The 26,783-nt window shown below is 67.5% G+C and carries 22 protein-coding genes; 6 read left to right on the forward strand and 16 right to left on the reverse strand.

What is annotated here, in order from left to right; all coding sequences use genetic code 11:
• On the forward strand, positions 1-1,832 hold a 1,832-nt coding region (locus tag JMF86_RS31475; RefSeq protein WP_201317267.1), incomplete at its 5' end, for a TonB-dependent siderophore receptor.
• Between the two features lie 21 nt (positions 1,833-1,853).
• Here JMF86_RS31475 and JMF86_RS31480 read toward each other — a convergent pair.
• Positions 1,854-2,669, reverse strand: a complete 816-nt coding sequence (locus JMF86_RS31480; RefSeq protein WP_011549920.1) for a response regulator — start codon at positions 2,667-2,669, stop codon at positions 1,854-1,856.
• A 1,140-nt stretch (positions 2,670-3,809) separates the two neighbouring features.
• On the opposite strand from JMF86_RS31480, the gene JMF86_RS31485 reads away from it, so the two are divergent.
• Both JMF86_RS31485 and JMF86_RS31490 read left to right on the forward strand, forming a co-directional pair.
• Positions 3,810-7,403: a YadA family autotransporter adhesin gene (locus JMF86_RS31485; RefSeq protein ID WP_011549918.1), complete on the forward strand. Its 3,594-nt coding sequence runs from the start codon at positions 3,810-3,812 to the stop codon at positions 7,401-7,403.
• A gap of 360 nt (positions 7,404-7,763) precedes the next feature.
• On the forward strand, positions 7,764-8,171 hold the full coding sequence (locus JMF86_RS31490; RefSeq protein ID WP_012336869.1) for a VOC family protein: 408 nt from the start codon (positions 7,764-7,766) through the stop codon (positions 8,169-8,171).
• A 27-nt stretch (positions 8,172-8,198) separates the two neighbouring features.
• On the opposite strand, the gene JMF86_RS31495 is transcribed toward JMF86_RS31490, so the two are convergent.
• Positions 8,199-8,738, reverse strand: a complete 540-nt coding sequence (locus JMF86_RS31495) for a toxin (RefSeq protein ID WP_054928653.1) — start codon at positions 8,736-8,738, stop codon at positions 8,199-8,201.
• Between the two features lie 89 nt (positions 8,739-8,827).
• Positions 8,828-9,214, reverse strand: a complete 387-nt coding sequence (locus JMF86_RS31500) for a MerR family transcriptional regulator (protein WP_011549915.1) — start codon at positions 9,212-9,214, stop codon at positions 8,828-8,830.
• A gap of 88 nt (positions 9,215-9,302) precedes the next feature.
• Here JMF86_RS31500 and JMF86_RS31505 point away from each other — a divergent pair, with 88 nt between their 5' ends.
• Positions 9,303-10,211, forward strand: coding sequence for an alpha/beta fold hydrolase (locus tag JMF86_RS31505; protein ID WP_011549914.1), 909 nt, complete (start codon positions 9,303-9,305; stop codon positions 10,209-10,211).
• A 10-nt stretch (positions 10,212-10,221) separates the two neighbouring features.
• Here the strand turns inward: JMF86_RS31505 and JMF86_RS31510 are convergent, their stop codons facing one another.
• From JMF86_RS31510 to JMF86_RS31520, 3 genes are read right to left on the reverse strand one after another with little or no spacing between them, the layout of a single operon-like run.
• Entirely contained in the window at positions 10,222-11,034 is an 813-nt protein-coding gene (locus tag JMF86_RS31510) for an ABC transporter ATP-binding protein (protein WP_011549913.1), read from the reverse strand.
• The gene (locus tag JMF86_RS31515) at positions 11,031-11,888 is read right to left on the reverse strand and encodes an ABC transporter permease (RefSeq protein WP_011549912.1); all 858 of its coding nucleotides are present in this window, start codon (positions 11,886-11,888) and stop codon (positions 11,031-11,033) included. Before JMF86_RS31515 ends, JMF86_RS31510 begins: the two co-directional genes overlap by 4 nt.
• 17 nt (positions 11,889-11,905) lie before the next feature.
• Positions 11,906-12,898: an aliphatic sulfonate ABC transporter substrate-binding protein gene (locus JMF86_RS31520; RefSeq protein WP_011549911.1), complete on the reverse strand. Its 993-nt coding sequence runs from the start codon at positions 12,896-12,898 to the stop codon at positions 11,906-11,908.
• Positions 12,899-13,232: 334 nt separating this feature from the next.
• Between JMF86_RS31520 and JMF86_RS31525 the strand changes: the two genes are divergently transcribed.
• Positions 13,233-14,660 carry an MFS transporter gene (locus JMF86_RS31525; protein ID WP_011549910.1) on the forward strand — a complete coding sequence of 476 codons (1,428 nt, stop codon included), beginning with the start codon at positions 13,233-13,235 and terminating at the stop codon, positions 14,658-14,660.
• 127 nt (positions 14,661-14,787) lie between these two features.
• On the opposite strand, the gene JMF86_RS31530 is transcribed toward JMF86_RS31525, so the two are convergent.
• Positions 14,788-16,188, reverse strand: coding sequence for an LLM class flavin-dependent oxidoreductase (locus JMF86_RS31530; RefSeq protein WP_006483335.1), 1,401 nt, complete (start codon positions 16,186-16,188; stop codon positions 14,788-14,790).
• Positions 16,185-17,456: an acyl-CoA dehydrogenase family protein gene (locus JMF86_RS31535; RefSeq protein ID WP_011549908.1), complete on the reverse strand. Its 1,272-nt coding sequence runs from the start codon at positions 17,454-17,456 to the stop codon at positions 16,185-16,187. The genes JMF86_RS31530 and JMF86_RS31535 overlap by 4 nt, the downstream gene beginning before the upstream one ends.
• Positions 17,457-17,763: 307 nt before the next feature.
• Between JMF86_RS31535 and JMF86_RS31540 the strand changes: the two genes are divergently transcribed.
• Positions 17,764-19,002 (forward strand): SfnB family sulfur acquisition oxidoreductase, encoded by a 1,239-nt coding sequence (locus tag JMF86_RS31540; RefSeq protein ID WP_054928654.1) that lies wholly within the window; start codon positions 17,764-17,766, stop codon positions 19,000-19,002.
• A 51-nt stretch (positions 19,003-19,053) separates the two neighbouring features.
• Here the strand turns inward: JMF86_RS31540 and JMF86_RS31545 are convergent, their stop codons facing one another.
• The 8 genes from JMF86_RS31545 to JMF86_RS31580 all read right to left on the reverse strand — a co-directional run.
• The gene (locus tag JMF86_RS31545) at positions 19,054-19,881 is read right to left on the reverse strand and encodes an ABC transporter permease (RefSeq protein WP_011549906.1); all 828 of its coding nucleotides are present in this window, start codon (positions 19,879-19,881) and stop codon (positions 19,054-19,056) included.
• Positions 19,874-21,064: an ABC transporter substrate-binding protein gene (locus JMF86_RS31550; RefSeq protein ID WP_011549905.1), complete on the reverse strand. Its 1,191-nt coding sequence runs from the start codon at positions 21,062-21,064 to the stop codon at positions 19,874-19,876. Before JMF86_RS31550 ends, JMF86_RS31545 begins: the two co-directional genes overlap by 8 nt.
• Positions 21,065-21,075: 11 nt before the next feature.
• A complete protein-coding gene (locus JMF86_RS31555) occupies positions 21,076-21,870 on the reverse strand; it encodes an ABC transporter ATP-binding protein (RefSeq protein WP_201317268.1) in 795 nt (264 codons plus the stop codon).
• Entirely contained in the window at positions 21,867-22,982 is a 1,116-nt protein-coding gene (locus JMF86_RS31560; RefSeq protein ID WP_011549903.1) for an acyl-CoA dehydrogenase family protein, read from the reverse strand. Before JMF86_RS31560 ends, JMF86_RS31555 begins: the two co-directional genes overlap by 4 nt.
• Complete coding sequence (locus tag JMF86_RS31565) at positions 22,955-23,521, reverse strand: carboxymuconolactone decarboxylase family protein (protein ID WP_011549902.1); 567 nt, start codon at positions 23,519-23,521, stop codon at positions 22,955-22,957. The genes JMF86_RS31560 and JMF86_RS31565 overlap by 28 nt, the downstream gene beginning before the upstream one ends.
• Positions 23,522-23,643: 122 nt before the next feature.
• Positions 23,644-24,603, reverse strand: a complete 960-nt coding sequence (locus JMF86_RS31570; protein ID WP_011549901.1) for an AraC family transcriptional regulator — start codon at positions 24,601-24,603, stop codon at positions 23,644-23,646.
• A 175-nt stretch (positions 24,604-24,778) separates the two neighbouring features.
• Complete coding sequence (locus JMF86_RS31575) at positions 24,779-25,867, reverse strand: aldose epimerase family protein (RefSeq protein WP_011549900.1); 1,089 nt, start codon at positions 25,865-25,867, stop codon at positions 24,779-24,781.
• Positions 25,868-25,894: 27 nt separating this feature from the next.
• Positions 25,895-26,783 (reverse strand): substrate-binding domain-containing protein (locus tag JMF86_RS31580; protein WP_201317269.1); only part of this gene is annotated, 889 nt, incomplete at its 5' end.

Below are 26,783 nucleotides of genomic sequence, written 5' to 3' on the forward strand. Positions count from 1 at the left end.
CCGACTGGTATGCGGCGCTGCGCGGCTTCACGCCGACGCTGTACGTCGACGGCCTGCCGGCGCCGAACACGGCCGTGATCGCGAACTGGCGCGTCGATCCGTACACGATCGACTCGATCGCGGTGCTGCGAGGGCCGACGTCGGTGCTGTACGGCGCGGGCGAGCCGGGTGCGATCGTCGATGCACATACGAAACTCGCCGACGGCGAGCGCGTGCGCGAAGCCGGCGTGCAGATCGGCAACGATGCGCGCAAGCAAGCCATGCTCGACGTCGGCGACAGGCTTGATCCGGATGGAAAGTATGCCTACCGATTCGTCGGCATCGCGCGCGACGGCAACGCGGTGACCGGCCCGAACGGCGACCGCCGCGTCGCGCTCGCGCCGTCGTTCCGGTGGCGGCCGAACGCCGACACGTCGCTGACGCTTTCCGCGACGTTCCTGCAGGACAGCGGCGACATCTCGTCGAACTTCCTGCCCGCATCGGGCACGGTGCTGCCGAACCCGAACGGCCGCCTGTCGCAGGACCTCTACATGGGCGACCCGTCGTTCAACGACTATCGCAAGAAGCAATGGTCGCTCGGTTACGCGCTGGAACACCGCGTGAATGCGATCTGGTCGTTGCACCAGGACGTGCGCTGGTCGCACCTGTCGCTCGACGATGCGACGGTGTTCGGCAACGGCCTCGCGCCCCGCAGCACGACGAACATGATGCGTTTCGCGGGGCTGTTCCAGCTCAACTACAGCCGGTTCGACATCGACAACCACGCGCAGGCGCGCTTCGGCACGGGGTCGCTCGAACACACGCTGCTGTTCGGCGTGCAGTTCGACCGGCAGACGACGACCAACAGCGTATGGCTCGCGCTCGCGCCGTCGCTCGACCTGTACCACCCCGTCTATCGGCCCGTGACGGCCGCGATCTTCTCCGGCCCGACGTCGCTCGGCCACGTCGATCAGTACACCGCGATGAACGGTGTCGGCGTGTACGCGCAGGACCAGATCCGCTGGCAGCGCTGGACGCTGACGCTCGGCGGCCGCGAGGATGTCGTGAATGCGCGCTTCGACGACCGCACCGCCGGCACGCATGCGCAGCAGGACGTCAGTGCATTCTCCGGGCGGGTCGGGCTCACCTATCGCGGCGACGCCGGATTGTCGCCTTACGTCAGCTATTCGACGTCGTTCGATCCCGTCATCGGCGTGCGGATGTTCGGCGGCGGCTTGCCGAAACCGACCCGCGGCACGCAGACGGAGGCCGGGCTGCGCTGGCAGCCGGCCGGCCGGAACCTGATGCTGAACGCGGCCGTGTATCAGATCGACCAGACCAACGTCGTGACGCCGACGCCGGTCAATCTCGACCCGACCGCCACGACGTCGGTACAGACCGGCAAGGTGCGCTCGCGCGGCATCGAGCTGAGCGCGGTCGGCAAGGTGACGCACGGGCTGTCGATCGTCGCGTCGTATGCGTATCAGGACGTCAAGAACGTGCAGGCGAACGACGTATCGCTGAATCACTGGCCAGTGTCCGTGCCGCTGCCGCGGCAGATGGCGTCGATGTGGGCCGACTGGACCTGGCATACGGGCGCGCTGGCGGGCCTCGGCGTCGGCGGTGGCGTGCGCTACCAGAGCGCGTCGGCGGGCGCGCCCGACAATTCGCTGACGGTGCCGAGCGCGACGCTTTACGACCTCGCGATCCATTACGACCTGCCGCGCTGGCGTTTCGCGGTGAACGTCGCGAACCTGTTCGACCGGCGCTATGTGAGCGGCTGCCAGTCGTACGCGGTGTGCGTGTTCGGCAACGAGCGGACCGTGCTGGCCAGCGCGAAATACAACTGGTAAGCGCCCTCGCGTTGCATCGGCCTACGCGCGGCGTTGCGGCTGCCGGGCCGCGGCGCGCGCACCCGCGTGGCCCTGGCGGCGCCATTCGGTCGGTGTGATGCCGAACCGTTCGCGAAAGGCGGTCGCGAAATTGGCCGGCGTGGAAAAGCCGATTTCCTTCGCGATGCTGGCGATGCTGAGCGAGGTGGAATCCAGCAGATCCTGCGCGATTCGCAGCCGCTCGTAGCGGAGATACTCGAACACCGTCTGGCCGAGATTGTCGCGAAACGCACGCGACAAGCGTTTTTCGTGCGTGCCGACCGCACGCGCCAGTTCTTCCACCGTCGGCGGATCGTTCAGCGTGCGCGACAAGTGGCGGATCGCCGCGCGAACGATGATGTCGTCCTCCTTGCCGCCCGCGGACGGCCCTTGCACCTGTTGCGCCGCGGCCGGCCGTTCGCGTTTCGTGCGCGAGAGCTGCACGCGAATCCGCGCGATCACTTCCGCCGGCTCGAACGGTTTCACCACATAGTCGACGCCGCCGATCTCGAGCCCTTCGAGCCGCTCGTGCAATGCGTCGGCCACGGTCAGGAAGATGACCGGGATCGCGCACGTCAGCGGATCGGCGGCGAGCAGACGGCATGCGGTGAAGCCGTCCATGCGCGGCATGCGCACGTCCATCAGGATCAGGTCGGGCATCAGTGCCTGCGCGCGCTGGCACGCTTGCGTGCCGTCGAATGCGATGCTGATCCGGCATCCCGTGCTGCGCAGGATGTCGATCAGCAACCTTAGCTGGTCGGGTTGATCGTCGACGATCAGGATATGCGCGTCGCTCAATGCGGAGATCGATGAAGACATCGTGCACCTGTTGTGAAAAGGCGGTTGACTGCGTTTCCGCGGGTGGCCTGCCCGGTGCGGAGGAAACGTCGGAAGCCGCTCTGTGGCGATGCATCCATTGCATCGCATGCTCGCATCGAATCCGTACAGGGCGGAACCGCGCGGCAGGCAATCGCTCGGCGCATCGCACGGCGTTCGTTGTTTTGATCGCCAAGCCAGTCGACACGCGAGGGATTGCCGTGCTCGCGTGGAAATGATCGCGACTGCCGGAATCGGTGCGAGCGGAATTGTAGGAGCATATTTCGAATCCGGCCAGACATGGCGGCCCTATTCGCACGATTCACCCTTCACGATTATCGAAAATGGCGGTTTGCGACAGGAGCGTGAAGCGTCGATGTGCGTCAATGCTCGTGGTTTACGCGTATATCCGGCGTAAAAGCGCCGAGTCGGCCGGTTTCGAGGTCGCTTTTTTCGGAAAGTTTTTTAATTGAATCCGCTTTGGCAAAGTATTTATCCGACCGGTAAAAGATTTTGAATAACGGCATGGGTGCGAAATCGTTTGCGAGATGAGTATATTTTACGTAAGTCGTTGAATATTTTAGATTTTACAATCTATAAAGAATGTCGGCTTTAATAATTTAATCTCGTGTCTCATAATTCGTCCGAACTTTGAATGACGGGTGGAGCAGGGCAGCGGAAGTGCCGAAAGCGGCGACGGACGTTTTCAGACCCGGGGCCTGCGCATCAATTGATGCTCGCCCAGGCACATGCTTGCTGCACGGAAATGGAACCCGGTTGCCGGGGATGAAATAAAAGAAGCGTGGTGGGTCGCGGTCGGCGCGACGACAAATCGGGGATGTTCATGACGACGGGTTGGATCTCCGGATTCAGCCGGGGGAAGACTCGTCCATAAGAATCAATACGTATTCCTAATGCAATAGCCGGATTAGCGGAACGGGACGTCGAACCGACGACATGCCCGGGGCTTTCGAACGCCCTGTCGAAACGAGCGTGCGCGATACGTGTCGTCTCGACATGGCTTGTGTCCGGGCCGTGGAATCCACTTCCGAGAGAAGTCTCAACCGTAATCGAAGTCGAAGCTGTCAATAAAAGTAAGTAGTCCGTATTCAAACCAGACGCTACACAACGGAGCAGAAGACCATGAAGAGGAAGCAGATTTCGGCGCTCGCCGCCGCGATGTTCACGGGTGCGGGTGTGCTGATCGCCGGCGCCGCCCATGCGGACAATTTCGTCGACCGCGGCAACCCCGACAACGCGCTGAACGGCCAGTGTATCGACGGCACCAACCCGCTATGCGTGGCAACGAAGAACGGCAGTTACGTGGCGGTCAGCACCGCGAACGTGACGCAGGGCACCAATGCGAAGGCCGGCACCAGCGGCATCGCGATCGGCGACCAGTCGAATGCGAGCAGCAAGGGCGGCACCAGCAGCGGCGGCGCGATCGCGATCGGCGTCGGTTCGCAGGCGCTGGCGAACTCGGCCACCGCGATCGGCACGGTGGCGGTCGCGCAGGGTAATACCGCGCTGGCAATCGGCCGTCAGTCGGCGGCGGTCGGCGATTTCTCGATGGCGCTCGGCAACGTCGCGGATGCGCACGGCACGAGTTCGATCGCGCTCGGCCACTCGGCGCTCGCCAGCGGCGACCGCTCGGTCGCGATCGGCGGCGCGAACCCGACGTCGAGCGACGGCGTATCGGCCGGCGCATCGTACGACGCGGCGACGCAGACGCGTGCCGGCGGCACGCAGTCGGTGGCGATCGGCGCCGGCGCGCAGACGAACGACAACAACCAGGTGGCGATCGGCTCGGGCAGCGTCGGCGCGAACAACGGCGGCACGCCGGTGTTCGGCGGCACGGCCGCACCGGTCGGCGGCGCGGTGTCGTTCGGCGCGCTCGGCAGCGAACGCCAGCTCAAGAACGTCGCGGCGGGCGCGGCCGATACGGATGCCGTCAACGTCCAGCAACTGAAGAACGTGAACAGTACGCTGAGCACGGGCATCGGCAACGTCGATGCACGCGTGACGTCGGTCGGCAATTCGCTGTCAACCACGATCTCGAACGTCGACCAGCGCGTGACCAGCGTCGGCAACAGCCTCAGCACGAGCATCGTCACGGCCACCAAGAACGTCGTCAAATACACCGACGACTCGCATGCGGCGATCGCGCTCGACGGCGCCGCCGGCACGACGATCGGCGGCGTGGCAGCGGGCGTGGCCGATACCGACGCGGTCAACGTCGGTCAGTTGAAGGGTAGCCTCACGCCGCTGCAAACGTCCATTTCGACGGCGGCGTCGAACATCACGAACCTGCAGAACAGCGTGACCGGCATCAACGGCTCGCTGAGCACGGCGGCCTCGAACATCGCCGGCCTGCAGGCGGCCGATACGCGCAACGTCAAGTACGACGGCGCGAGCGGCTTCGACTCGGTGACGTTCGCCGGCCCCAACGGCACGACGCTGCACAACGTCGCGGACGGCAAGGACGCGCACGACGCCGTCAACGTCGGCCAGTTGAACGGCGGCCTTGCATCGCTCAGCACGAGCGTGACGAACAACCTCAGCACGACGCTCGGCAACCTGAGCACGTCGATCACCAGCCAGATCGGCAACGCGACGAAGAATGCGGTGCAGTACGACGACGATGCGCATGGCGGCGTCACGCTCGGCGGCAAGGGCGCAACGGCGCCGGTCGGCCTGCACAACGTCGCGGATGGCGTGGCGGCGGGCGATGCCGTGAACGTCGGCCAGCTCGGCAAGGCGACCGACGCGCTCAACCAGTCGATCACGACCGTCGGCAACCAGGTGACGACGAATACCGGCAACATCGCGGCGCTCCAGCAGGACGCGCTGCAATGGAACCCGGGCCTCGGCGCGTACGATGCGAGCCACGGCGGCCACGGCCCGCAGCTGATCAGCAACGTCGCGGCCGGCAAGAGCGGCACCGACGCGGTCAACGTCGATCAATTGAACGCGGCGATTCACGACGGCACGAGCCAGCTCGACGCGCTCGCCGTGAAATACGACGATGCGAGCAAGCAGCAGGTATCGCTCGGTGCAGGCAACGGCGGCAATCCGGTGCGCGTGACCAACGTCGCGGCAGGCAACGTCGCGGCCGGCAGTACCGACGCGGTGAACGGCGCGCAACTGCGGCGCGCGACCGACGGCACCGCGGCCGCGCTCGGCGGCGGCGCGACGGCGAACCCGGACGGCTCGATCGGCGCACCGAACTACAAGATCGGCGGCAGTGCGTTCAACAACGTCGGCGACGCGCTGACGAACCTCGACGGCCGGGTCGGCAGCAACACGACGACGCTCGCGAATCACGAAACGCGCATCGACAATGCCGAAACGAATATCGCGGGCAACACGGCGGCGATCGCCGGGCTGCAACAGGATGCACTGCAATTCGACCCGACGCTCGGCGCGTTCAACGCCGCGCGCGGCAGTGCGCCGACGAAGCTGACCAACGTGGCCGACGGCAACGTCGCCGCGGGCAGCACGGATGCGGTCAACGGCGGCCAGTTGTCCGGCGTGAAGACCACGCTCGAACAGCAGATCACCAACGTGTCGAACCAGGCCGGCGAAGCGGTGAAGAACGTCGTCAAGTACGACGTCGACGCGAGCGGCAACCGGCTGAATTCGGTGTCGCTCGTCGGCGGCGACGCCACCTCGGCCGTCGTGCTGAAGAACGTCGCGGCGGGCACCAGCGATACCGACGCGGTGAACGTGAAGCAGTTGAAGGACGTGCAGTCGAACCTGAACCAGCTCGGCGCGCTCGCGGTGCAGTACGACGACAGCTCGAAGAGCACGATCACGCTCGGCGGCGCGGGCGGCACGCGCATCACCAACGTGCAGGCCGGCACGCTGAGCGCCACCAGCACCGACGCGGTGAATGGCTCGCAGCTCTATGCGACCAACCAGCAGGTGTCGAAGAACACCACCGACATTTCCAACCTGCAAGGCAGCGTGACCAACATCGCGAACGGCAAGGCCGGCCTCGTGCAGCAGCAGGACCCGAACGGCGCGATCACGGTCGGAAAGGATTCGGGCGGCACCAGCGTGAACTTCTCCGGTACGGCGGGCGACCGCGTGCTGACCGGCGTCGCGGCGGGCGTGAACGCGAACGACGCGGTCAACGTGGGCCAGTTCAACGCCGCGCTGCAGAACGTCGCGGCCAACGACAAGATCCGCGCGGCCGCGACCGATGCGAACACCACGTGGATCGCGCGCGCCGATGCGGGGGCGATCGGCTCGACGGCGACCGCAACCGGCAAGAATGCGGTGGCCGTTGGCCAGGGCTCCGTCGCCGATCGCGACAACTCGTTCTCGGTCGGCGCGAAGGGCAGCGAGCGCCAGATCACGAACGTCGCGGCCGGCACGGCGCCGACCGACGCGGTGAACGTGCAGCAGCTGAACGACAACCTCGCGACGGCGTCGACGCAGGCGAAGGGGTATACCGACCAGCGCATCGGGCAGGTGTACAACTCGTTCAACGACCTGAAGAAGGACATGTACGGCGGTGTCGCGTCGGCGATGGCGGTGGCCGGCTTGCCGCAGCCGACCGGCGCGGGGCGCTCGATGGTGTCGGCGGCGACGTCGAACTATCACGGCCAGCAAGGCTTCGCGGCCGGCTACTCGTACGTGACGGAGAGCAACCGCTGGGTCGTCAAGGCATCGGTGACGGGCAACACGCGCTCGGACTTCGGCGCAGTGGTCGGCGCGGGTTATCAGTTCTGATGCAGCTCGCGTAGCGTTGAGCGATGCGCGGGTGCCGGGCAATGCATGTCATGCCCGGCACCCGCGGTCGAGCGGTGGCCCGGGGTTCGTTTGCGAATCCCGGGCCGTCGTCGTTTGGCGCCTTCATCTGACCGGCCATCCCGCATCGACGGCACCTGTCGCGAATGCGAGTGGCGCCGTCCGCCGAGATCGCCTTCATCGCTCGACTACCGGCCCCGCAAGGGTTTCGCCCGCGTCCGGCGCAACGTTCAATGCGAGTTGTTGAATGTGAGCCCGCGCTCGTATTCTGAAGTCCTCGGGCGGCACGGCATGGGGCCTCCGCCCACCACCGCATCGGAGAGCACGACCATGACCATGACCATGACCGAAACGACACCCACGATGAAGCTCAACCACCTGAGCTTCCCCTCGGCCGATACGCTGGCGACGGCCCGATTCTTCGAGCGATACCTCGGCTTCACGATCGCGGGAAGCTGGGACAAATCCTGGATTCTCAAGCGCCCGGGCTTCGACGTCGTGATCGATCACGTCGGCGATGGCGTGCCCGCATGGCCGACCAATTTCCACGTCGGCTTCGAACTGCCGAGTCTCGATGCCGTGCACGCGTTGTTCGCGCGCTTCAAGGAAGAGGGCGTTGCAATGGAGACGGACGTGTTCAACAACGGGCGCGGCTCGCGCTTCTTTTGCCGCGCGCCGGGTGGCGTGATGTTCGAACTGAATACGCGTGCGGATGCCGCGCCGGAATATCAGGGTACCTTCGACGATTGACGCGAGGTGGCCGTTGTCGTGCCGCGTTCAGTCGCAGAGGCCGGTGCGGGCCAGCATCTCGATGACTGCGCGGGTATGCGACGGCTCGGTGATTTCCATCCATTGCAGATGCGCGTATTTCGGGTCGTCGCGCAAGCCGGCGAACTTGACGCGGTTTTTCGTGAACGTCGTGTACGACCACAGCAGCACCGAGTCGCGCGAACAGAACGCCATCCGCAGCGATTCCCGGTTGCCGTGAGAGAGCCGGGTGCGCATGAGCCCGCGGCCGATCGTGCGCCGCAGCACACGGGAAAACACCGTCCATCGGCCGAAGTTGAGCCACACGACGTGCGTGGCCCGCGACCACAGCACGTCGCACACCGCGCTGTAGTTTCCGTCGGCGACCCAGCGGTCGCCGGTCGTCGCCGCCAGCACCGCATGTTCGAACTGCGCGGGCGGCACGGCGGTCCAGCCGGGGCCCCAGTAGAGCCGATCGAGTTCGATGTATGGGCACGCTGCGGCGGTTGCCAGCGCGCTGGCGAAGGTGGATTTTCCCGATCCGCTCGTTCCGACGACGATGACGCGCATGAGTGTGACCACGGGCAAAAAGGTGAGGGCGCGTATTGTGCCCGATGCGCGTGGATGGGCTCGCATCCGTAGCGGGAAAGACGCACTGATCAATCGAGCGGCGGCACCGCACCATCCCGCAACATTTTGACGAGCCTTGCGCGTCGCTTCTCGAGATCGGCGATCTGACGGTCGATCGCTTCGAGGCGTTCGCGCTGGACGTCGGTGATCTGATCGCACGAACGCGCACCTTCGATCAGCAGCATGCAGTCCGGAAAACCGCGAATGTCGTCGAGGGTGAAACCGGTCGCGATCATGCGCTGAATCTGCTTGACCTGCGTCACAGCCTTGTCGGGAAACAGGCGATAGCCGTTGTCCGCGCGCACCGACGCGAGCAGGCCGTGCTCGTCGTAGTGCCGGATCGAGCGCACGCTCGCGCCGGTGAGCTGCGCGAGTTTGCCGATGGTCAGCAGCGGCTGGGTAGGCGGATTTTTCATGAAGGGCAGGTTAGCACGATTCGCTTGACTCTCACATCAGTGTGAGGGTTGAGACTGAGCGTCCGTTCATGCCTGGAGGAAAGAACCCATGACTACCCGAGTGCTGATCCGCTGGCTGATCGCCGTGATCTGGTGGGTGACGCCGTTCGCGTTGGCGTACGATGCGGCCGCCGCGCCGCTGACCTATACCGTGACGTCGACGGACGGCGTGAAGCTGGCCGTTCAGGAAAGCGGCGACCCGGACGGCGTGCCGGTCATCCTGATCCACGGCCTGCTCGGCAGCCGCCTGAACTGGGACGCGCAAGTCCAGAGCCCGGAACTGCGCGGCTTCCGGATCATCACGTACGACCTGCGCGGCCACGGGCTGTCGGACAAGCCGTCCGGCGCGCAGCCGTATCGCGACGGAACCCGCTGGGGCGACGATCTCGCCGCGGTCATCGACGGCGCGCATGCGCGCAAACCCGTCGTGGTCGGCTGGTCGCTCGGCGGCGTGGTGATCTCGAACTACCTCGCCAGGTACGGCGATCGCGCGATCGCGGGCGCCGTGTATGTCGACGGCGTGGTCGAGCTTGCGCCGGGCCAGATCGTCGATCATCCGGACGTGTATCGGGACATGAACGTGCCGGATCTGAAAACCCATCTCGACGGCGAGCGCACGTTCGTCGGCCTGTGCTTCAACCGTCGGCCGGACACCGCCACGTTCGAGCGCTTGCTCGCGAACGCCGCGATGGCGTCGTGGGACATGCAAAAGGCCATTCCAACGATGTCGGTATTCGCCGCCGCGGGGCTCGGCCACGCGCGCGTGCCGTTGCTGTTCCTCTACGGCGGTCGCGATGCGCTGGTCGATACGCACGCGACGCTGGCCCGCGCGGCTGAGCTGAATCCGCGTATCGCCAGCAAGGTGTACGCGGAATCCGGGCACGCGCCGTTCATCGAGGAAGCCGAACGGTTCAATCGCGATCTGGCCGCGTTCGTCCGGTCGGCGGCTGCTCAGTGAAGTGGCGAGGTCAGGCCGACGTGATCGGGATGCCTGCCGGGTCGCCCGCCGCGCGATCGTGAAAGCGCTGGAACGCATCGATGAGCCGCGCGCGCTGCGCGGCCAGCGACGGATCGCGCCGGTCGCGCGGCCGTGCGACGTCGACCTGGATTTCGTCGTCGACGCGGCCCGGGTTCGGCGCGAGCATCAGCACGCGATCGCCGAGATACAGCGCCTCGTCGAGATCGTGCGTGACGACGATCGCGGCCATCCGGTGCCGGTGGACGACGTCGAGCAGCAGCGTCTGCAAGCGCATCCGCGTGATCGCGTCGACCGCGCTGAACGGCTCGTCGAGCAGCAGCAGATCCGGCTCGCCGAACAGCCCGCGCGCGATCGCGGCGCGCTGCGCCATCCCGCCGGACAACGTGGCCGGCAGTTGCCGCGCGACGCCGGCCAGCCCAACCTCGTCGAGCAACCGCTCGACGCTGGGGTCGCGGCCGCCCCGCGCGCCGGACGCGAAGCCGACGTTGTCTGCGATCGACAGCCACGGCAGCAGCCGCGGCTCCTGAAAGATCACGCCGACGCGCGCGGACGGCCCGGCCAGCGCGCTGCCGTCGAGCGTCACGCTGCCGCGGAAATCCGGGTCGAGGCCGGCGACGATCCGCAGCAGCGTGCTCTTGCCGCAGCCGCTCGGGCCGACCACGCAGACGATTTCGCCGCGTGCGACCTGCAACGCGATATCGGAAAGGATCGTGCGATCGCCGTACAGCTTGCGGGCGATCCGCAGATCGAGCAGCGGCGGGGCGATGCCGGCTGTCGGGCGGATGGAAGGGGAGGCGCTCATTTCCTGCCCTCGCGCGATGCGCCATCGAACGCGTCGCGCCAGCCGAGCCAGCGCGACTCGATGCGGCGCATCGCGCCGTCGGTCAGCTTGCCGAGCAACGCGAGCAGCAGGATCGCGCCGAACACGAGATCGGGCCGCCCGGTTTCGCGACCGTCGCTCAGCAGGAAGCCGAGGCCGCGCGTGGCCGCGATCAGTTCCGCGGCGACCATGAACATCCACGCGAGACTGAGGCCGGTGCGCAGGCCGGTGACGATCTGCGGCAGCGCGGCCGGCAGCAGGATGCGGCGGAACAGCGCGAGCGGGCCGAGCCGGTACACCGCGCCGAGCTCGACGAGCTTGCGGTCGACGTCGCGAATGCCGGCGACCACCGCGAGGTGAACCGGAAAGAACGCGCCGATCGCGATCAGCGTGATTTTCGGTGCTTCATCGATGCCGAGCCACAGCAGCAGCACCGGCACCCACGCAAGCGACGGAATCGCGCGCAGTGCCTGGAACGTCGGTTCGAACAGCGCGTCGATCCGGCGGCTCAGGCCCATCGCCGCGCCGACGACGAGCGCGAGCCCGGCGCCGGCCGCAAACCCGGCCGCGACGCGCAGCGTGCTCGCGCCGACGTGACGTGCGACCCGGATGACGCCCATCCGCGCCAGCGTATCGAGAATCTCGCTCGGCGCCGGCACGAGATGATCGGGCAGCCAGCCGCGCCGCACCACGATCTCCAGCAGCACGAGCGCGGCGAACGGCAGTGCGAGGCCAGCGATTCGCCACGCGCGCAGCGGATCACGTCGGGCTCCAGGAGGCGGCGAAGCGGGCGGGTGCGACGCGAGCGCGTCGCCGCGCGCGGTGGTGTCCGTCATCGGCGGCACGCTCGGTCTCAGTGCGACGCGGCGACGATCGGGCGCGCGAACGACGGATCGATCAGCGTATCGACGATCTTCGCGGGATCGACGCCCGGTTTGGTCAACTGCTCGGCCGTCAGCACCGGCGCCGCGGCCTTCAGCGCCGCGCGCTGCGTGTCGCCCGGCACCGGATCGCTGAAGTCGTTGCGCTGAAGCTGCAGCTTCGCGACCGGCAGCGACACCTTCGATTCGTCGGCAATGATCTGCGCGGTTTCGGCCGGATGCGCGCCGATCCACTGGCGTGCGCGGTCGTAGACCTTCAGCACGCGCTCGACCGCCTGCGGATACTGGCTGGCGAACGCGTCGCGAACATTCAGGAACCCGTACGTATTGAACGCGACGTTGCGATACAGCAGGCGCGCGCCATCGTCGAGCTGGGCGGCGGCCATGTGCGGATCGAGCCCGGCCCACGCATCGACCTGACCGTTCGCGAGCGCGGTGCGGCCGTCCGGATGCTGCAGGTTGACGATCTCGACGTCGTCGCGCGTCAGGCCAACGGTGTGCAGCGCGCGCAGCGTGAACAGGAACGGATCGGTGCCGCGCGTCGCGGCGATCTTCTTGCCCTTCAGATCGGCGAGCGAACGGATCGGCGAATCCTTGCGTACCACGAGCGCCGTCCATTCGGGGCGCGAGAACACGTAGACCGTGTGGATCGGGTTGCCGTTCGCGCGGGCGAGCACCGACGCGAGCCCCGCGGCCGAGCCGAAATCGACCGCGCCGCTGTTCAGGTATTCGAGCGCGCGGTTGCTGCCGAGGCTCAGCACCCAGCGAATCGACGTACCGTCGGCCTTGAACGCATCGTCGAGCCAGCCGAAGTGGCGGATCACGAGACTCTCGGGCGAGTAGTACGCGTAGTCGACGCGGATTTCCGCAGGCGTCGCCGCCTGCGCTTGCATGGACATGAGGCCGGCAAGCGCGGCAACGACGAGGGCCGCGGATTGCCACACGCGGGACCAGAACGGCTTCATCGGGGATTCTCCGGAAGAGCGGCAACGCGCCGCGAACAGGCAGGTGACCGGCTAATGTAACGAAGCGCAAGCGATCCGTTAACGAAGAAATCCACGTTTGAACATGCGTGCGGCTGCTAAGCGCCGCCCGCGCAACTTTATGACGCACGCCGATTAATTTATCGGTTTATATCGCTTGGGATTGCCGGATCGAGGGAACAGAATTTCCGCTGCCGGAACCCGGCCGCAGCGGGGCCGCATGCGCTCGGCGCCGCGATGGTCGCGAAGGCGCCTGACCGGTTCCCCGGCTTCACGATCACCTTGCCGTGCATTCGGCATCAAACTAAGGAATCCGATGAGTTCGATCGATCTTGGCTCAGTCACGCCGGTTTCTTCCCCCATCCGCTCGGCCAGCGACGTCGCGCGCCTGATCAATACGGTGGACAGTTCGGTGAGCCACGCACGGATGATCGTGCTGCTGGCGCTCGGCGGCGTGTTTCTCGATGCGTACGACCTCACGACGCTGTCGTACGGCATCGACGACGTGGCGCGCGAATTCGGGCTGACGCCCGCGCTGACCGGGCTGGTCGGTTCGGCGATCATGATCGGCACGATCTTCGGCAGCCTGATCGGCGGCTGGCTGACCGACCGGATCGGCCGCTACCAGGTGTTCATGGCCGACATGCTGTTCTTCGTGGTCGCGGCGATCGCGGCCGGGCTCGCACCGAACGTGTGGGTGCTGATCGGCGCCCGCTTCGTGATGGGGCTCGGCGTCGGCATCGACCTGCCCGTCGCGATGGCGTTTCTCGCGGAATTCTCGAAGTTCAACGGCCGCGGCAACAAGGCGTCGCGGCTCGCCGCGTGGTGCCCGATGTGGTACGTCGCGTCGTCGGTGTGCTTCCTGCTGATCTTCGGCCTGTATTTCCTGCTGCCGGCCGAGCATGCGGGCTGGCTGTGGCGCGCCTCGCTGATCTTCGGCGCGGTGCCGGCGCTCGTCATCATCCTGTTCCGCAACCGCTTCATGAACGAATCGCCGCTGTGGGCCGCGAATCAGGGCGACCTGGCCAACGCAGCGCGCATCCTGCGCGAGTCGTACGGCATTCACGCGCACGAAGCGGACGATGCGCGGCGCGAACCGAGCCCGCCGCCGGTGCGGATTCGCGTGCTGTTCCAGCGTCCGTATCTGGGGCGCACGATCGTCGCCAGCGTGATGAACCTGTGCATCCCGTTCGAATACACGGCGATCGCGTTCTTCCTGCCGTCGATCCTGTCGCAATTCCTCGGCGCGGGCGTGTTCGAGACGATCGCGGCGTCGCTCGCATTGAACGTGCTGTTCGCGTTCACCGGCGGCTTGCTCGGCATGCGCCTCGCGTATCGCTATCCGTCACGGCATGTCGCGATCGCGGGGTTTGCGTTGCAAACGGTCGCGCTCGTCGCGCTGGCGCTGGCGGGGCATCCGCACGGTGCATTGGCGGTCGGCGTCGTGCTGCTGATGCTCGGTACCTGGCTGTTCGCCGAAGGTTTCGGGCCGGGCGCGCAGATGATGATCTATCCGACGCTGTCGTATCCGGCCGCGATCCGCGGCACCGGCGTCGGCTTCGGGCGGTCGCTGTGCGGCATCGGCCAGGCGCTCGCGCTGTTCGTGCTGCCGATCCTGCAGGCGCGTCTCGGCACCGACATGTTCTGGGTCGTCGCGATCAGTGCGGTCACGCCGATCGTGTTTCTGCTGATCATTCGCTATGAGCCGACGGCGAACGACGTCGACGACGAAAGCGTGGCGTAACTGTCGACGCGAAGCGCTCGTTGTTTCCCGGCAAATACAAACGGCTTCGTCAGACTGCACGAAGCCGTTTGTACTGAAGCCGGCCGTCGCATGAATGCGGACAGACCGGCTTCGACGTTGCCCGACGCTACGCGCTGACCGCTTCCCGCTCGGCCGCGCGCTTGACCTGTTCGATATCGCGAAACTGCGCGGCCGGATGCTCATCCGGCAGCCGCGCCGAGCCGCCGAAGAGTTTTTCGCGCAGCGTGCCCGGCGCATACGCGGTCGGATACACGCCGCGGCGCTGCAGCTCCGGCACGAGATGGCGCACGACGTCCTCGAAGGTTTCATGCGCGACCGCATACGCGAGATTGAAGCCGTCCACGTCGGTCGCGGCCACCCATTCCTGCAGGATGTCCGCGACGGTCGACGCCGACCCGACGAACACCGGGCCCATCCCGCCGATGCCGCCCCAGGCCGCCAGCGCCTCGATCGTCCACGCGGTGTCGCCGCCCGACAGGTGTTCGACCGCCGACACGATCGCGTTCGTTTCGACACGCCTGACGGGATCGGTCGGCGCGTACTGGCCGAAGTCGATGCCGGTCCAGCCGGACATGAACACCAGCGAGCCGTCGTACGACACGTAGCGCCGATACTCGTCGAACTTCGCTTGCGCCTTCTCGTCGGTCTCGTCGACGATCACCGTCACGAGGTTGTAGATCAGCACCTTCGCCGGGTCGCGCCCGGCGGCCGCGGCCTGTGCGCGCACGTCGGCCACGTAGCGCGCGAGCTGGTCGCGGGTCGGCGCGGCGACGAACACGCATTCAGCGTGCTGCGCGGCGAACGCCTTGCCGGGGCCCGACGCGCCGGCCTGGAACAGCACCGGCGTGCGCTGCGGCGACGGCTCGCACAGGTGATAGCCGGGCACGTCGAAGAAGCGGCCCTTGTGGCCGATCTCGTGCACTTTCTCCGGATGCGTGAACACGCGGCCGTCGCGATCGCGCACCACCGCGCCATCCTCCCAGCTACCTTCGAACAGCTTGTACAGCACCTCGACGTATTCGGCCGCGACCGCATAGCGGTCGTCGTGCGTGCGCAGCCCGTGATCGCCGACGTTCTTCGCGCCGCTCTCCAGATACGACGTGACGATGTTCCACGCGAGCCGGCCCTTCGTGTGATGGTCGGCGGTCGATAGCCGGCGGGCAAACGTGTACGGGTGCTCGAACGTCGTCGACGCGGTGATGCCGATGCCGAGATGCTCGGTCGCCATCGCGATCGGCGCGGCCAGTTGCAGCGGATCGTTGACGGGAATCTGTGCGGCCTGGTGCAGCGCGTGATAGTTGCTGCCCTTGTACACGTCGTAGTAGCCGATCACGTCCGCGATGAAGATCGCATCGAAGATCCCGCGTTCGAGCACGCGCGCGAGGTCGGTCCAGTAGTCGAGATCCTTGTACTGCCACGAGCGGTCGCGCGGATGCGCCCACAGGCCGGGCGACTGGTGGCCCACGCAGTTCATCTCGAATGCGTTGAAGCGGATCGTCTTGCTCATTGCGCGGCCCCCGTTCCCGCACCGGCACCCGCGTTGGCGTCCGCCCCGTTGCCGACGCGCCAGACGAACGGCGGCGTGCGGCCGTTGATGATCCAGTCACCGACGATGCGCGCCTTGTACACGAGCGGATTGTGCGACGACACCGTGCGCGCGTTGCGCCAGTGGCGATCGAGCGCGGTCGTGCTGCGGGTGGCCGACGCGCCGAGCGCGTCGAACAGGCGCGTCGCCGCGCGCAGCACGAGTTCGGACACGACGAGCTGGCTCTGCGCGGATTCGATTTCGGCCGCGACGTTCGCGGCCTGCTCGGCCGCTTCGTCGCCGCCGAAGCGCGCTTCGTACGCGTGCTGAAGCGGCTGTGCGGCACGCAGTGCGAGCGCGTCGGCCGCGTACGCCCATGACGCGATCTCGCCGATCACCTGCTGCAGCTGCGCATCGTCACCCGCACGCGGCGCATTGCCGTGGCTGTACACGCGCGTGCGGTTGCGCACGAGCTCGCCCGCGTCGCGCACGATCGCGTGGCCGATGCCGGCCAGCGTCGCGACGTGGAACAGCTGGTAGAACGCGGTCTGGTACTTGAAGCGGCGCGCGAAATCGATCACGTTGTCCGCGTCGATCGTCGCATTCTCGAAACGCGTCGTGCCGCTGCCGGTGGTGGTCTGGCCGAAGCCGTCCCAGTCGTCCTCACGGATCACGCCCGGCTGCGCGGTCGCGACGGCGACGATCACGTCGCTGCCGTCGTGCGCGCGCTGCGCGAACACGTCGATCCAGTCGGCGAACAGGCTGCCGGTGCTGTAGAACTTCCGGCCGTTCAGCACGAGCCGGCCGTTCTGCTCCGACACCTTGGTAACGGTCTGGCCGAGCGGCACGTCGCCGGCTTCCGACCACGCATTGCCGACGAGCTGGCCGCTCGCGAAGCGGTCGAACCAGGTCGTGCGCTGCGGCCCGGCCGGCGCGTTCAGCCAATCCTCGACGAACGCGAAATGCCCACGCAGCGCCTGCGGCAAATTGGAATCGGCGGCGGCCAGCTCGGTCAGCAGCCGGAACAACTGCGGCAGCGATGCGCCCGCGCCGCCGGCGCTCGCCGGCAGCCGGATTGCGCCGAAGCCGGCCGACTTCAGCCAGCCGATCGCCTCGTGCGGGAGTTCACGGTTGCGTTCGCGCTCGGCGGTGCCGGCGGCGATACGCTCGAAGATCGGCCGGAACCGGCTCGCGAGCGCATCGTAATCGGTACCGGTGGAAAGGTCGGGAGCTGCGTGCGACGAAGTCATGCGGGTTTCCTCGAAGGGCGTGCGCCGGGAGCCCAGTATAGGAAGCGCGACGCGAGCGTTCCAATAACGGATTCTCGGATCGTTATCGTCGCTGCGTATTACAGCGCTGCGACCGAGACTGCGTCCGCAACCGCGCGGGGACGCATCGACGTTCATGCATCCGTTGCGACGTCGAAACGCCGATTCACCTGCGTCGGGATCGACGTCGTTTGTTCTCCAAAGGAATATCGTTCCGAGAATCGCTCGGTTTTCCGGCCCGCGCGGCGCTGCTAGATTGAATGCTTTCGCCATTCGACAGGAGAGCCCGATGTCAGACACGAGCGCGACGATTCAGGAGCGGCCGGCCGATGCACGACCGCAGGTGGCCCGCGTGATCGCGGACGATGCGGAAGCGATCGCGGTCGCGCATGCGCTGGCGCAACGCCTCGCGCAAGGGGCTGCCGAGCGCGATCGCGATCGCCGCCTGCCGCGCGAGGAAATCGAATGGTTTTCGCAATCGGGGCTGTGGGCGATCACGGTGCCGAAGGCATACGGCGGCGCAGGCGTGTCGCACGTGACGCTCACCGAGGTGATCAAGATCATCGCCGCGGCCGATGCGTCGCTCGGGCAGCTTCCGCAGAATCATTTCGGGCTGATCGACGTGATCACGCTCGTCGGCACCGATGCGCAAAAGCGTCATTTCTTCGCCGAAGTGCTGAGCGGCAAGCGGTTCGGCAACGGGTTCTCGGAGAAGGGCACGAAGCACGTGCTCGACCTGAAGACGCGCGTGCGCCGCGACGGCGACGACTATGTGGTCGACGGCACGAAGTTCTACTCGACCGGCGCGCTGTTCGCGCATTACGTGCCGGTGCTCGGGCTCGACGACGCGCAGCAGGCCTGGCTCGCGTACGTGCCGCAACCGACGCCGGGGCTGACCGTGATCGACGACTGGTCGGGATTCGGCCAGCGCACGACCGCGAGCGGCACGGTCGTGCTCGACGCGGTGCGCATCCCGGCGTCGCACGTGCTGCCCGCGCAGCGCGTGTCGGACGTGCCGACGCTCAACGGCCCGCTGTCGCAGATCATCCAGGCGGCGATCGACGCGGGCATCGCGAAGGCGGCCATCGACGATACGCTCGCGTTCGTGCGGACCCGCACGCGGCCGTGGGTCGACAGCGGCGTCGAGCGGGCGGTCGACGATCCGCTGACGATTCGCGAAATCGGCCGCCTGCACATCCAGCTGCATGCGGCCGACGCGTTGCTCGAACGTGCGGCGCGCACGCTCGACGAGATCACGGCCAAGGGCGACGTGACCGAGGACGACGTCGCACGGGCGTCCGTCGCGGTCGGCGAAGCGAAGGTGCTGACGACCGAGGTCGCGCTGCTCGCCGGCGAGAAGCTGTTCGAGCTGGCCGGCACGCAGTCGACGCTCGCGGAGCACAATCTCGACCGGCATTGGCGCAACGCGCGCACGCATACGCTGCACGATCCGGTGCGCTGGAAATATCACCTCGTCGGCAACTACTACCTGAACGGCGCCCGCCCGGCGCGGCATGCGTGGAATTGAGCCGCCCACGGCAAACGGTCCGCCCGAGCGCTGCCTGTCTCCATGGCGGTGCTAGCGGTCGGACGCCAGCAGCGCGCGGGTCAACACCCGCGCGATGCCGTCGAGCGTGAAGCCGAGCGCGCCGATCACGACGATCACCGCCGTCAGTTCAGAATACGCGAGCCGGTCGCGCGTATCGAGGATCAGGTAGCCGAGGCCCGCATTGACGCCGAGCATCTCGGCCGGCACCAGCACGATCCACAGAATGCCGATCGCGAGCCGGATGCCGTTGAGCAGCGGCCCCGCGATCGCGGGCAGCACGATATGGACCAGCAACTCGCGGCGGGTGGCCGCGAGGCTCGCGCCGAGCTGCAGCCAGCGCCGGTCGATCTGCGTGACGCCGGCGGCCGTGCTCATCAGCACCGGCCACAGCGCGGCGAACCCGAGCAGGAAGTAGATCGCGCGGTCGCCGATGCCGAACGACATGACCGCGAGCGGCATCCACGACAACGGTGACACCATGCGCAGGAACTGGAACGTCGGCGACAGCATCCGCTCGACCCATCGCACGCGGCCGAGCAACAGGCCGAGCGGGACGCCGATCAGCAGCGCCGTGCCGAGCCCGACGCCGATGCGTCGCAGGCTGACGAGCGCGTGTTCGAGCAGCTGATCGTCCGCACACAGCGCGCGCAGGCTCGCGAACGCGCTGTCCGGCGCGAACTGCCGGCCAAGTGAGCCGGGCTCGGTCAACAGGTGGATCGCGGCCCACCAGACGGCGACCGTCGCCACGAGCCCGGCCACGCCGAGCCAGCCCGCGGCAACGCGTGCCGGGTAGCGGGCGCCGCCGGCCCGGCGCGTGTCGGGTGCGGACGAGCGACGGGTGGCGAGCGCGTCAGACAACGATGATCTCCTCGCGCTGGAACGCGCCCGATTGGCCGAACGCGGCCAAGCCACCGACCGCGTCGATGCTCTTGCGCACGAACCGGTCGTCGACGAGATCGCGGGCCGCGAACGCCGGGTCGAGCGATGCGAGGAAGGTGCTGTCGCCGTCGACCACCGTCCGCTTCAGCCGCTGAACCAGCGCCTCGGTATAGCTCGGGAACGGATACGGCTGGAAGTCGATCCGCTTCGCGTGCCAGTCGGCATGACGGATCGCGCCGCTCGCCCGATAGGTGTCGGCCAGCGACGCCGACGGCACCAGCACGCGATCGAGCGACGCGAGTGTATGCGGCGAATAGCGGTGCGTGCCGTCCTTCGACAGCAGTTGCGCGGTTTCCTGCGGATGCGCGCGCCCCCAGAGCTGCGCCTTCACGATCGCGTTGACGACCTTTTGCGACCACGCGGGGCGCTGCGTCAGATCGTTCTCGTGCATGAACACGACGCAGCACGCATGGTTCTTCCACACGTCGCCGGTGAAGCGCAGGATCTTGCCGATCTTCATCAATTCCGCGGTCGCGTTGAACGGCTCCGCGACGATGTACCCGGCGATCTGGCGCGCGGCGAGCGCGGGCAGCATGTCCGACGGCGCCATCACGACCAGGTTGACCTCGTTCGCCGCGGGCGTGCCGCGCCGCTTGAGCACCGGCGTAAGCCCCTGCTGGCGCAGCAGGTCCTGCAGTACGACGTTGTGAATCGAGTACCAGAATGGAATCGCGACGGTCTTGCCGCCGAGATCGCGCAGCGAATCGATGTCGGGCGCGACCGTCAGCCCGGAGCCGTTCACGTGGTTCCACGCGACCACCTTCGCCGGCGCGCGGCTGCCGTAGCGTGCCCACAGCGTCATCGGCGACAGCAGGTGCACGACGTTGACCTGGCCGGACAAGAACGCTTCGACGAGCTGCGCCCAGCTGCGCAGCAGCTTCGGTTGCTCGACCGTCAGCCCTTCGGATGCGAAATAGCCGTTGTTGTGGGCGACCAGCAGCGGGGCCGCGTCGGTGATCGGCAGGTAGCCGATGCGAACCGGCGCATCCGGTTCGGCCGCGGCGTGCGCATTTGCCATCGACAGCAACGGGGCGGCGCCCGTCGCGGTGAACAGGGCCGCGAGCTTCAGCCATTCGCGGCGCGACATCGGAATCTGGCACATGGATAGGGAGGTCAGTTCAAGGGATGGAGTTCGGACGCGTGCGGGCGCTTCATGCCGGCCTGCAACGCCTTCAGGATGTCGATGCGCATCGTGCCGAGTTCGCTGACGAACGCGTCGCGCGGGTGCGGATAATCGACGTGCCACGCGTCGATGAAGCGGCCCTGCGTGCCGAGCAGCACGATGCGATCGGCCACTAGCAGCGCCTCGTCGATATCGTGGGTCACGAGCACCGTCGCGCAGCGCGTCGTCGCGACGATGTTCACCAGCAACTGCTGCATCGCGGCGCGCGTGACTTCGTCGAGCGCCGAGAACGGCTCGTCGAGCAGCAGCGCGTGCGGTTGACGCGCCAGCGCGCGGGCGAGCGCCGCGCGCTGCGCCATGCCGCCGGAAAGCTGGGCCGGGCGCAGCGACGCGGCGGCTTCGAGCCCGACCGCATGCAGCGCCGAGCGAACGCGTTCGCGTTGCTGATCGCGCGTGAGGCGCTCCTGATGTTCGAAGGCGAGACCGAACGCGACGTTCCGTTCGGTCGACAGCCACGGCAGCAGGCACGGGTCCTGAAACGCGATCGCGATCCTCGGGTGCGGGCCCTGCAGCGTCGTACCGTCGATCGACACGGTGCCGGATTGCGGTCGCTCCAGCCCGGCCAGTGCGCGCAGCAGGCTCGACTTGCCGGTGCCGCTCGGGCCGATCAGCGCGACGATTTCGCCGCGCCCGACCGACAGCGAGACATCGGCGAGCACGGTATTGCGCCGCTCGCCGTCGTAGCCGAACGTCAGATGGCGGGCGTCCAGCAGCGGGCGCGTCATGCGGCGATGCTCCGCGTCCGTGCGGCGAGTTGCGCCTTCAACTGCACGACGCTCGGCGTGACGATCGGAATGAACGCCGCTTCGCGCCAGCGTCGCTCGAAGCCGAGCCCCGCATCGCGCAGATAGCCGCGGCCGCCGCTCGCCTCGAGTTCGAGGTTCACGGCCGTGCCCACGTGCGTCGCGAGCGCGATGCGCAACTCGAACAGGCGGTCGGGATGCAGGCGCAGGCTGCCGTCCGCGATGCCGGTGGACAGTTGCGCACACGCGGCAGCCAGTTCGGCCGCGCAGGATTCGACTTCGGGGCCGAGAATGCCGCGCGTCGTTTCCGCCGCGCGTCGCGCTTCGGCCAGCGAGCGCCGCGCGAGCCCGATCGACAGCCCGCACTGCAAGCCGAGGAATGCCGGTCGCACAGCGGACAGGAAGGTTTGTGCGTCCGGATGGATCAGCCACGCGGCGTCGCCCGGTACGGCGTCGAGGTGCAGCGCGGCGGTGTTGCTGCCGCGCAGCGCGATCAGGTCGAGATCGGGGCTGCGAGTCAGGCCGGGCGCGTCATCCGGAATCGCGACGATCGCGGACGGCCGGCCATCGCCAAATGCCACCGCTGCCGCCACCACGAACCGTTCGGTGCGCAGGTTCGTCACCCACGCCATCCGGCCGGTCATCCGCCAGTCGTCGGCGCGTTCCGCGTGCGGCGTCGCGTCGATCTGAAGCGACTCGATGCCGGACAGATATTTCATCGCATTCGACAAGCCGCTGGCGCCGGCACAACGGCCGTCGAGCAGCGCCGGCAGCCATCGCTCGCGCAGCGCGGTATTCGGGCTTTGCAGCAGGTATTCGATGAAGCTGCGCTGGCCCCACAGCACGAAGGCCGCGGTCAGCGAATGCTCGGCCACCGCGGCGATGCCGGCAATGGCGTCCGCGGTCGTGCCGCCCGCGCCGCCGAGGCTCGCCGGCACGCCGGTCCGGAACAGTCCGGCGTCCGCGAGGCGCGGCACGATTTCCGCTTTCAACGCGGCGCTCGTGTCGAGCTGCGTGGCGTTCGCGTCGAGCCAGTCGACGAGCGATGCGTCGAGCGCGGGCGCCGTCAGGCGGCTTGTGTCCGGGGTTCCCATCGGTATGCCGCCAGTTCGGGGTTGAGTTCGTTGCGCGCCAGATTGTTCGCGAAGTTGCACAGCGTCGCGAGGCTCACGCCCAGCACCACTTCGAGCGCGTTCGCTTCGGTGAAACCGACGGCCAGGAACGCGTCGAGCGCGTCGTCGGTCACGGCGCCGCGCGTCGCGATCACGGCGCGCGTGAAAGCAGCGACGGCTTCCAGCCGCGGCTCGGCGACCGGCTCGCCGTCGCGCAGCGCATCGACGTCGGCGCGCTCGACCTGGGCTTTTTTCAGTGCGGCGGCGGTGTGGCCGGCCACGCAGAATGCACAGCCGTGGACGGCGGCCGCGGTGATCTGCACGGCTTCGCGCTCGGCGAACGTGAGGCCCGCGCGGCCGTTGATCTCCGCGACGGTCAGATAGGTTTCGAGGGCGACCGGCGCATTCGCGAGCGAACGGACGAGGTTCGGCAGGAAGCCGTTCGCGCGCTGCGATTTTTCGAGGAAGGGCTGGCTGGCCGCGGGGGCGGTCTCGATGGTGGGCAACGGCAGGCGGCTCACAGGATTCTCCGAAAAGGGCAGTGAGATCATTGTCGAGGCGCTGCTGCCGCCGGACAATGCGCGAACATCCGCGATTCCTGTGCGTTCGTCCCGCGCCGCGCGCCGCGGTGTCGCGATGCTCGCTAGTGCAAGCGCGCCGCCGATCGCGACGCGTCGTCGCGCTCGCGGCGCCATGCGCCGGGCTGCATGCCCATCGTGCGCTTGAACGCGTGCGCAAACGCCGATTCCGACTGATAGCCGACGAGTTCGCCCGCCCGCGAAATCGGCAGGCCTTGTTGCAGCAGGTCCGCCGCGAGCCGCATCCGCACCATCGTGACGAACTGCATCGGCGGATGGCCGGACGCTTCGCTGAAGTGCTTGCAGAACGCGGTGCGCGACATGTTCGCGAACGCGGCCATCGATTCCGTGGTCCATGCGTCGGCGGGCGCGTCGATGATCGCGGCAACCAGCGTGCCGAACCCAGTCCGCTGCATCAGCATGGCGAGCCCGCTGGCCACGGTATCGTGCCCGGCGGCATCCCGCACCGCATAGAACAGCAGCAGTTCGACCAGCTTGTCGATCAGCGGGGACGGCGCGTCGACGCCGTGACGGCCTTCGGCGCGAATCAGGTCGAACAGCCCGTGGATGCCGCGATACGCGTCGTCGCCGCGCCGCACGATCAGATACTCGGGAAAGAGCGACACGATCGCGCGCGACACGGTGGAGTGGAATTCGATGAAGCCGCAGGCGAGCCCGACGCTGCCGTCGACCGACGGATCGAGCGGTTGCATCGACCCGCGCCGCTCGAGCGGATGGCCGCCCGCGACCGCGCAGGCCTGCGGGTTGACCGGGCTCGGCGACAACCCGTGCGGCACGTCGCGCAGCAGAAACACGGCTTCACCCGCGGCGACCGGAATGCTGTCGCGCCCGTCGGCGAAATGCAGCCACGCCGATCCATGCAGGATGACGTGGAAGCTCGCTTTCGCCCGGCCGGCGGTGGACGCCTGCCAGTCGCCGCAATACTGGCCGACGTGAAAAAGCTGGCTTTTCGGCTCCAGGCTGGACAGCAGCCAATGGACGACCTTGTCTGTTTGCGCGGACATTCCGATGCTGGAGGATGGGTGACGCGCCCATGCTACGGGCTGCGCCGCGCCGCTCAAACCAACGAATCGTAGAAAGCATTTTCCTGCCGTCGCAATGTCTCGCGAGGCGGCGCGGCCCGGCGTTCGGCCGGGATGCGCGCGGCGCTGGCCGGGTGCCGACGATACGGCACGCGCGCTATGCCTGCACGCCCACCCGATACCGCGTGGTCTGCCGGTACACGTCGCCCGGACGAACGATCACGTCGTCGCGCAGGCCGTCCATGTTGACCTGATCCGGAAAGCCGCCCGCTTCGACGCACAGCGCCGCGTGTGGCACGCAACGCGTGCCGCCGCTCACGCGCAAGCCGTCGAGATAGTTGCCCGTATAGAGCTGCAGGCCGCGCTGGTCGGTCGACACGATCAACTCGCGGCCGCTTTCCGGATCGTAGATCCGTGCCACGGGCCGGACCTCGCGCGCGCCGTTGCCGACGACGTAGCAGTGATCGAAGCCGCGCGCCCGCGCCAGTTGCGCATGCGGCCAGTCGAGGCGCGCGCCGAGCGGCGCGCTTTGCCGGAAATCGAACGCCGTGCCCGTCACGTCGGCCGCGCCGGTCGGGATCAGCGCGTCGTCCACTTCGAGGAATGCATCGGCGTCGATGTGCAGCAGATGGCCGCGCACGTCGCTGCCCGCGCGCCCGTTCAGGTTGAAGTAACTGTGATTCGTCAGGTTCAGCGGCGTCGGCGCGTCGGTCCACCCCGAATAGTCGATGGTCAGCGTGCCGTCGTCGTCGAGCGTGTAGCGCACCTGCACGCGCACGTTGCCGGGGAATCCCGCGTCGCCTTCCGGCGAATCGAGTTGCAGCGTCAGCCCGCCGCCATCGTCGAGCACGTCCCACCGCGCGCGATGAAAACCGTTCGCACCGCCGTGCAGCAGGTTGCCGTTCTCGTTGCGGTCGAGCAGGTAGTCGACGCCGTCGAGCGTGAAGTGCGCGCCGGCGATCCGGTTCGCCCAGCGGCCGACCGTCGCGCCGAGATAGGCGCCGGATTCGAGGTACTCGGCCGGCGTGTCGTGCGCGAGCACGATATCGGCCAGGCGTCCGGTGCGATCGGGCGCGAGCCACGACACGACGGTCGCGCCGAGGTCGCTGACGACGACGCGCATCCCGTGCGCGTTGCGCAGCGTATAGCGCCGCACGGGCTCGCCGTCGGGCAACGTGCCCCACGGCTCGGAAAGCACGCGTGCCGCGCCGGGCGTCAGGTATGAGGAATCGGTATCGATATGCATGGGTGGAGGTCGGATGGGCGGCGGGTGTCAGTGGGAGGCGGCCGCGCGTTCCTGGTATTCGCGCGGCGTACAGCCGAGTTCGCGCCGGAACACCGCGTACATGTATTGAAGCGACGTGAATCCGCAACGGATCGCGACTTCGGCGCTCGACGCCTGGCGGCCGGCGAGCAGCGCCTGCGCGGCTTCGAGCTTGTGGCGCAGGATCTCCTGGTGCACGGTGCGTTGCAGTTCGCGCCGGAAGTGCTCCTCGAGCAGCGAGCGCGACACGCCGACATAGTCGGCGACCTGTTCGGTCTTGATGCCCTGGCACGCGTACTGGCGGATGAAATGCCGGGCACGCATCACGTGCGGGCTCGCCAGCGGCTGGTGCCGCGTCGATTCGAGCACGTTGATGCCGACCGGCGGCACGAGAATGCGCTGCCCGGGAAAGCGCGCGCCGCGCAGCATCCGGTGCAGCAGGTGCGCGGCGGTGCGGCCCATTTCCTCGGTGCCCTGGATCACCGACGACAGCGGAATGCGCGTCAGCGTGCGCGTGAGCGGATCGTTGTCGATGCCGATGATCGCGACCTGTTCCGGCACCGCGAGGCCGGCGATCAGGCACGCCTGCAGCAGGTGCCGCGCGCGCGCATCGGTCACCGCGATCACGCCGACCGGCTTCGGCAGCGCATGCAGCCAGTCGATCAGTTGCTCGATCGCGTGATTCCACCCGGACGCACTCGTCGACAGCCCGCGGTAGATCGGCGCATCGAGCCCGTCCGCGCGTGCGAGCCGGTCGAACGCGAGTTCGCGCTGCTGCGCCCAGCGGTTCTCCTGCGCGACCGGCAGGCTGTACATCGCGAAGTGCGCGAGTCCGGCGCCGATCAGGTGCGTATAGGCGAGCGACACGAGCTTCGGGTTGTCCGTCGCAATATATGGG

It is taken from the genome of Burkholderia sp. E168m15, from assembly GCF_016586105.1.
GTDB classification, from domain to species: domain Bacteria; phylum Pseudomonadota; class Gammaproteobacteria; order Burkholderiales; family Burkholderiaceae; genus Burkholderia; species Burkholderia orbicola.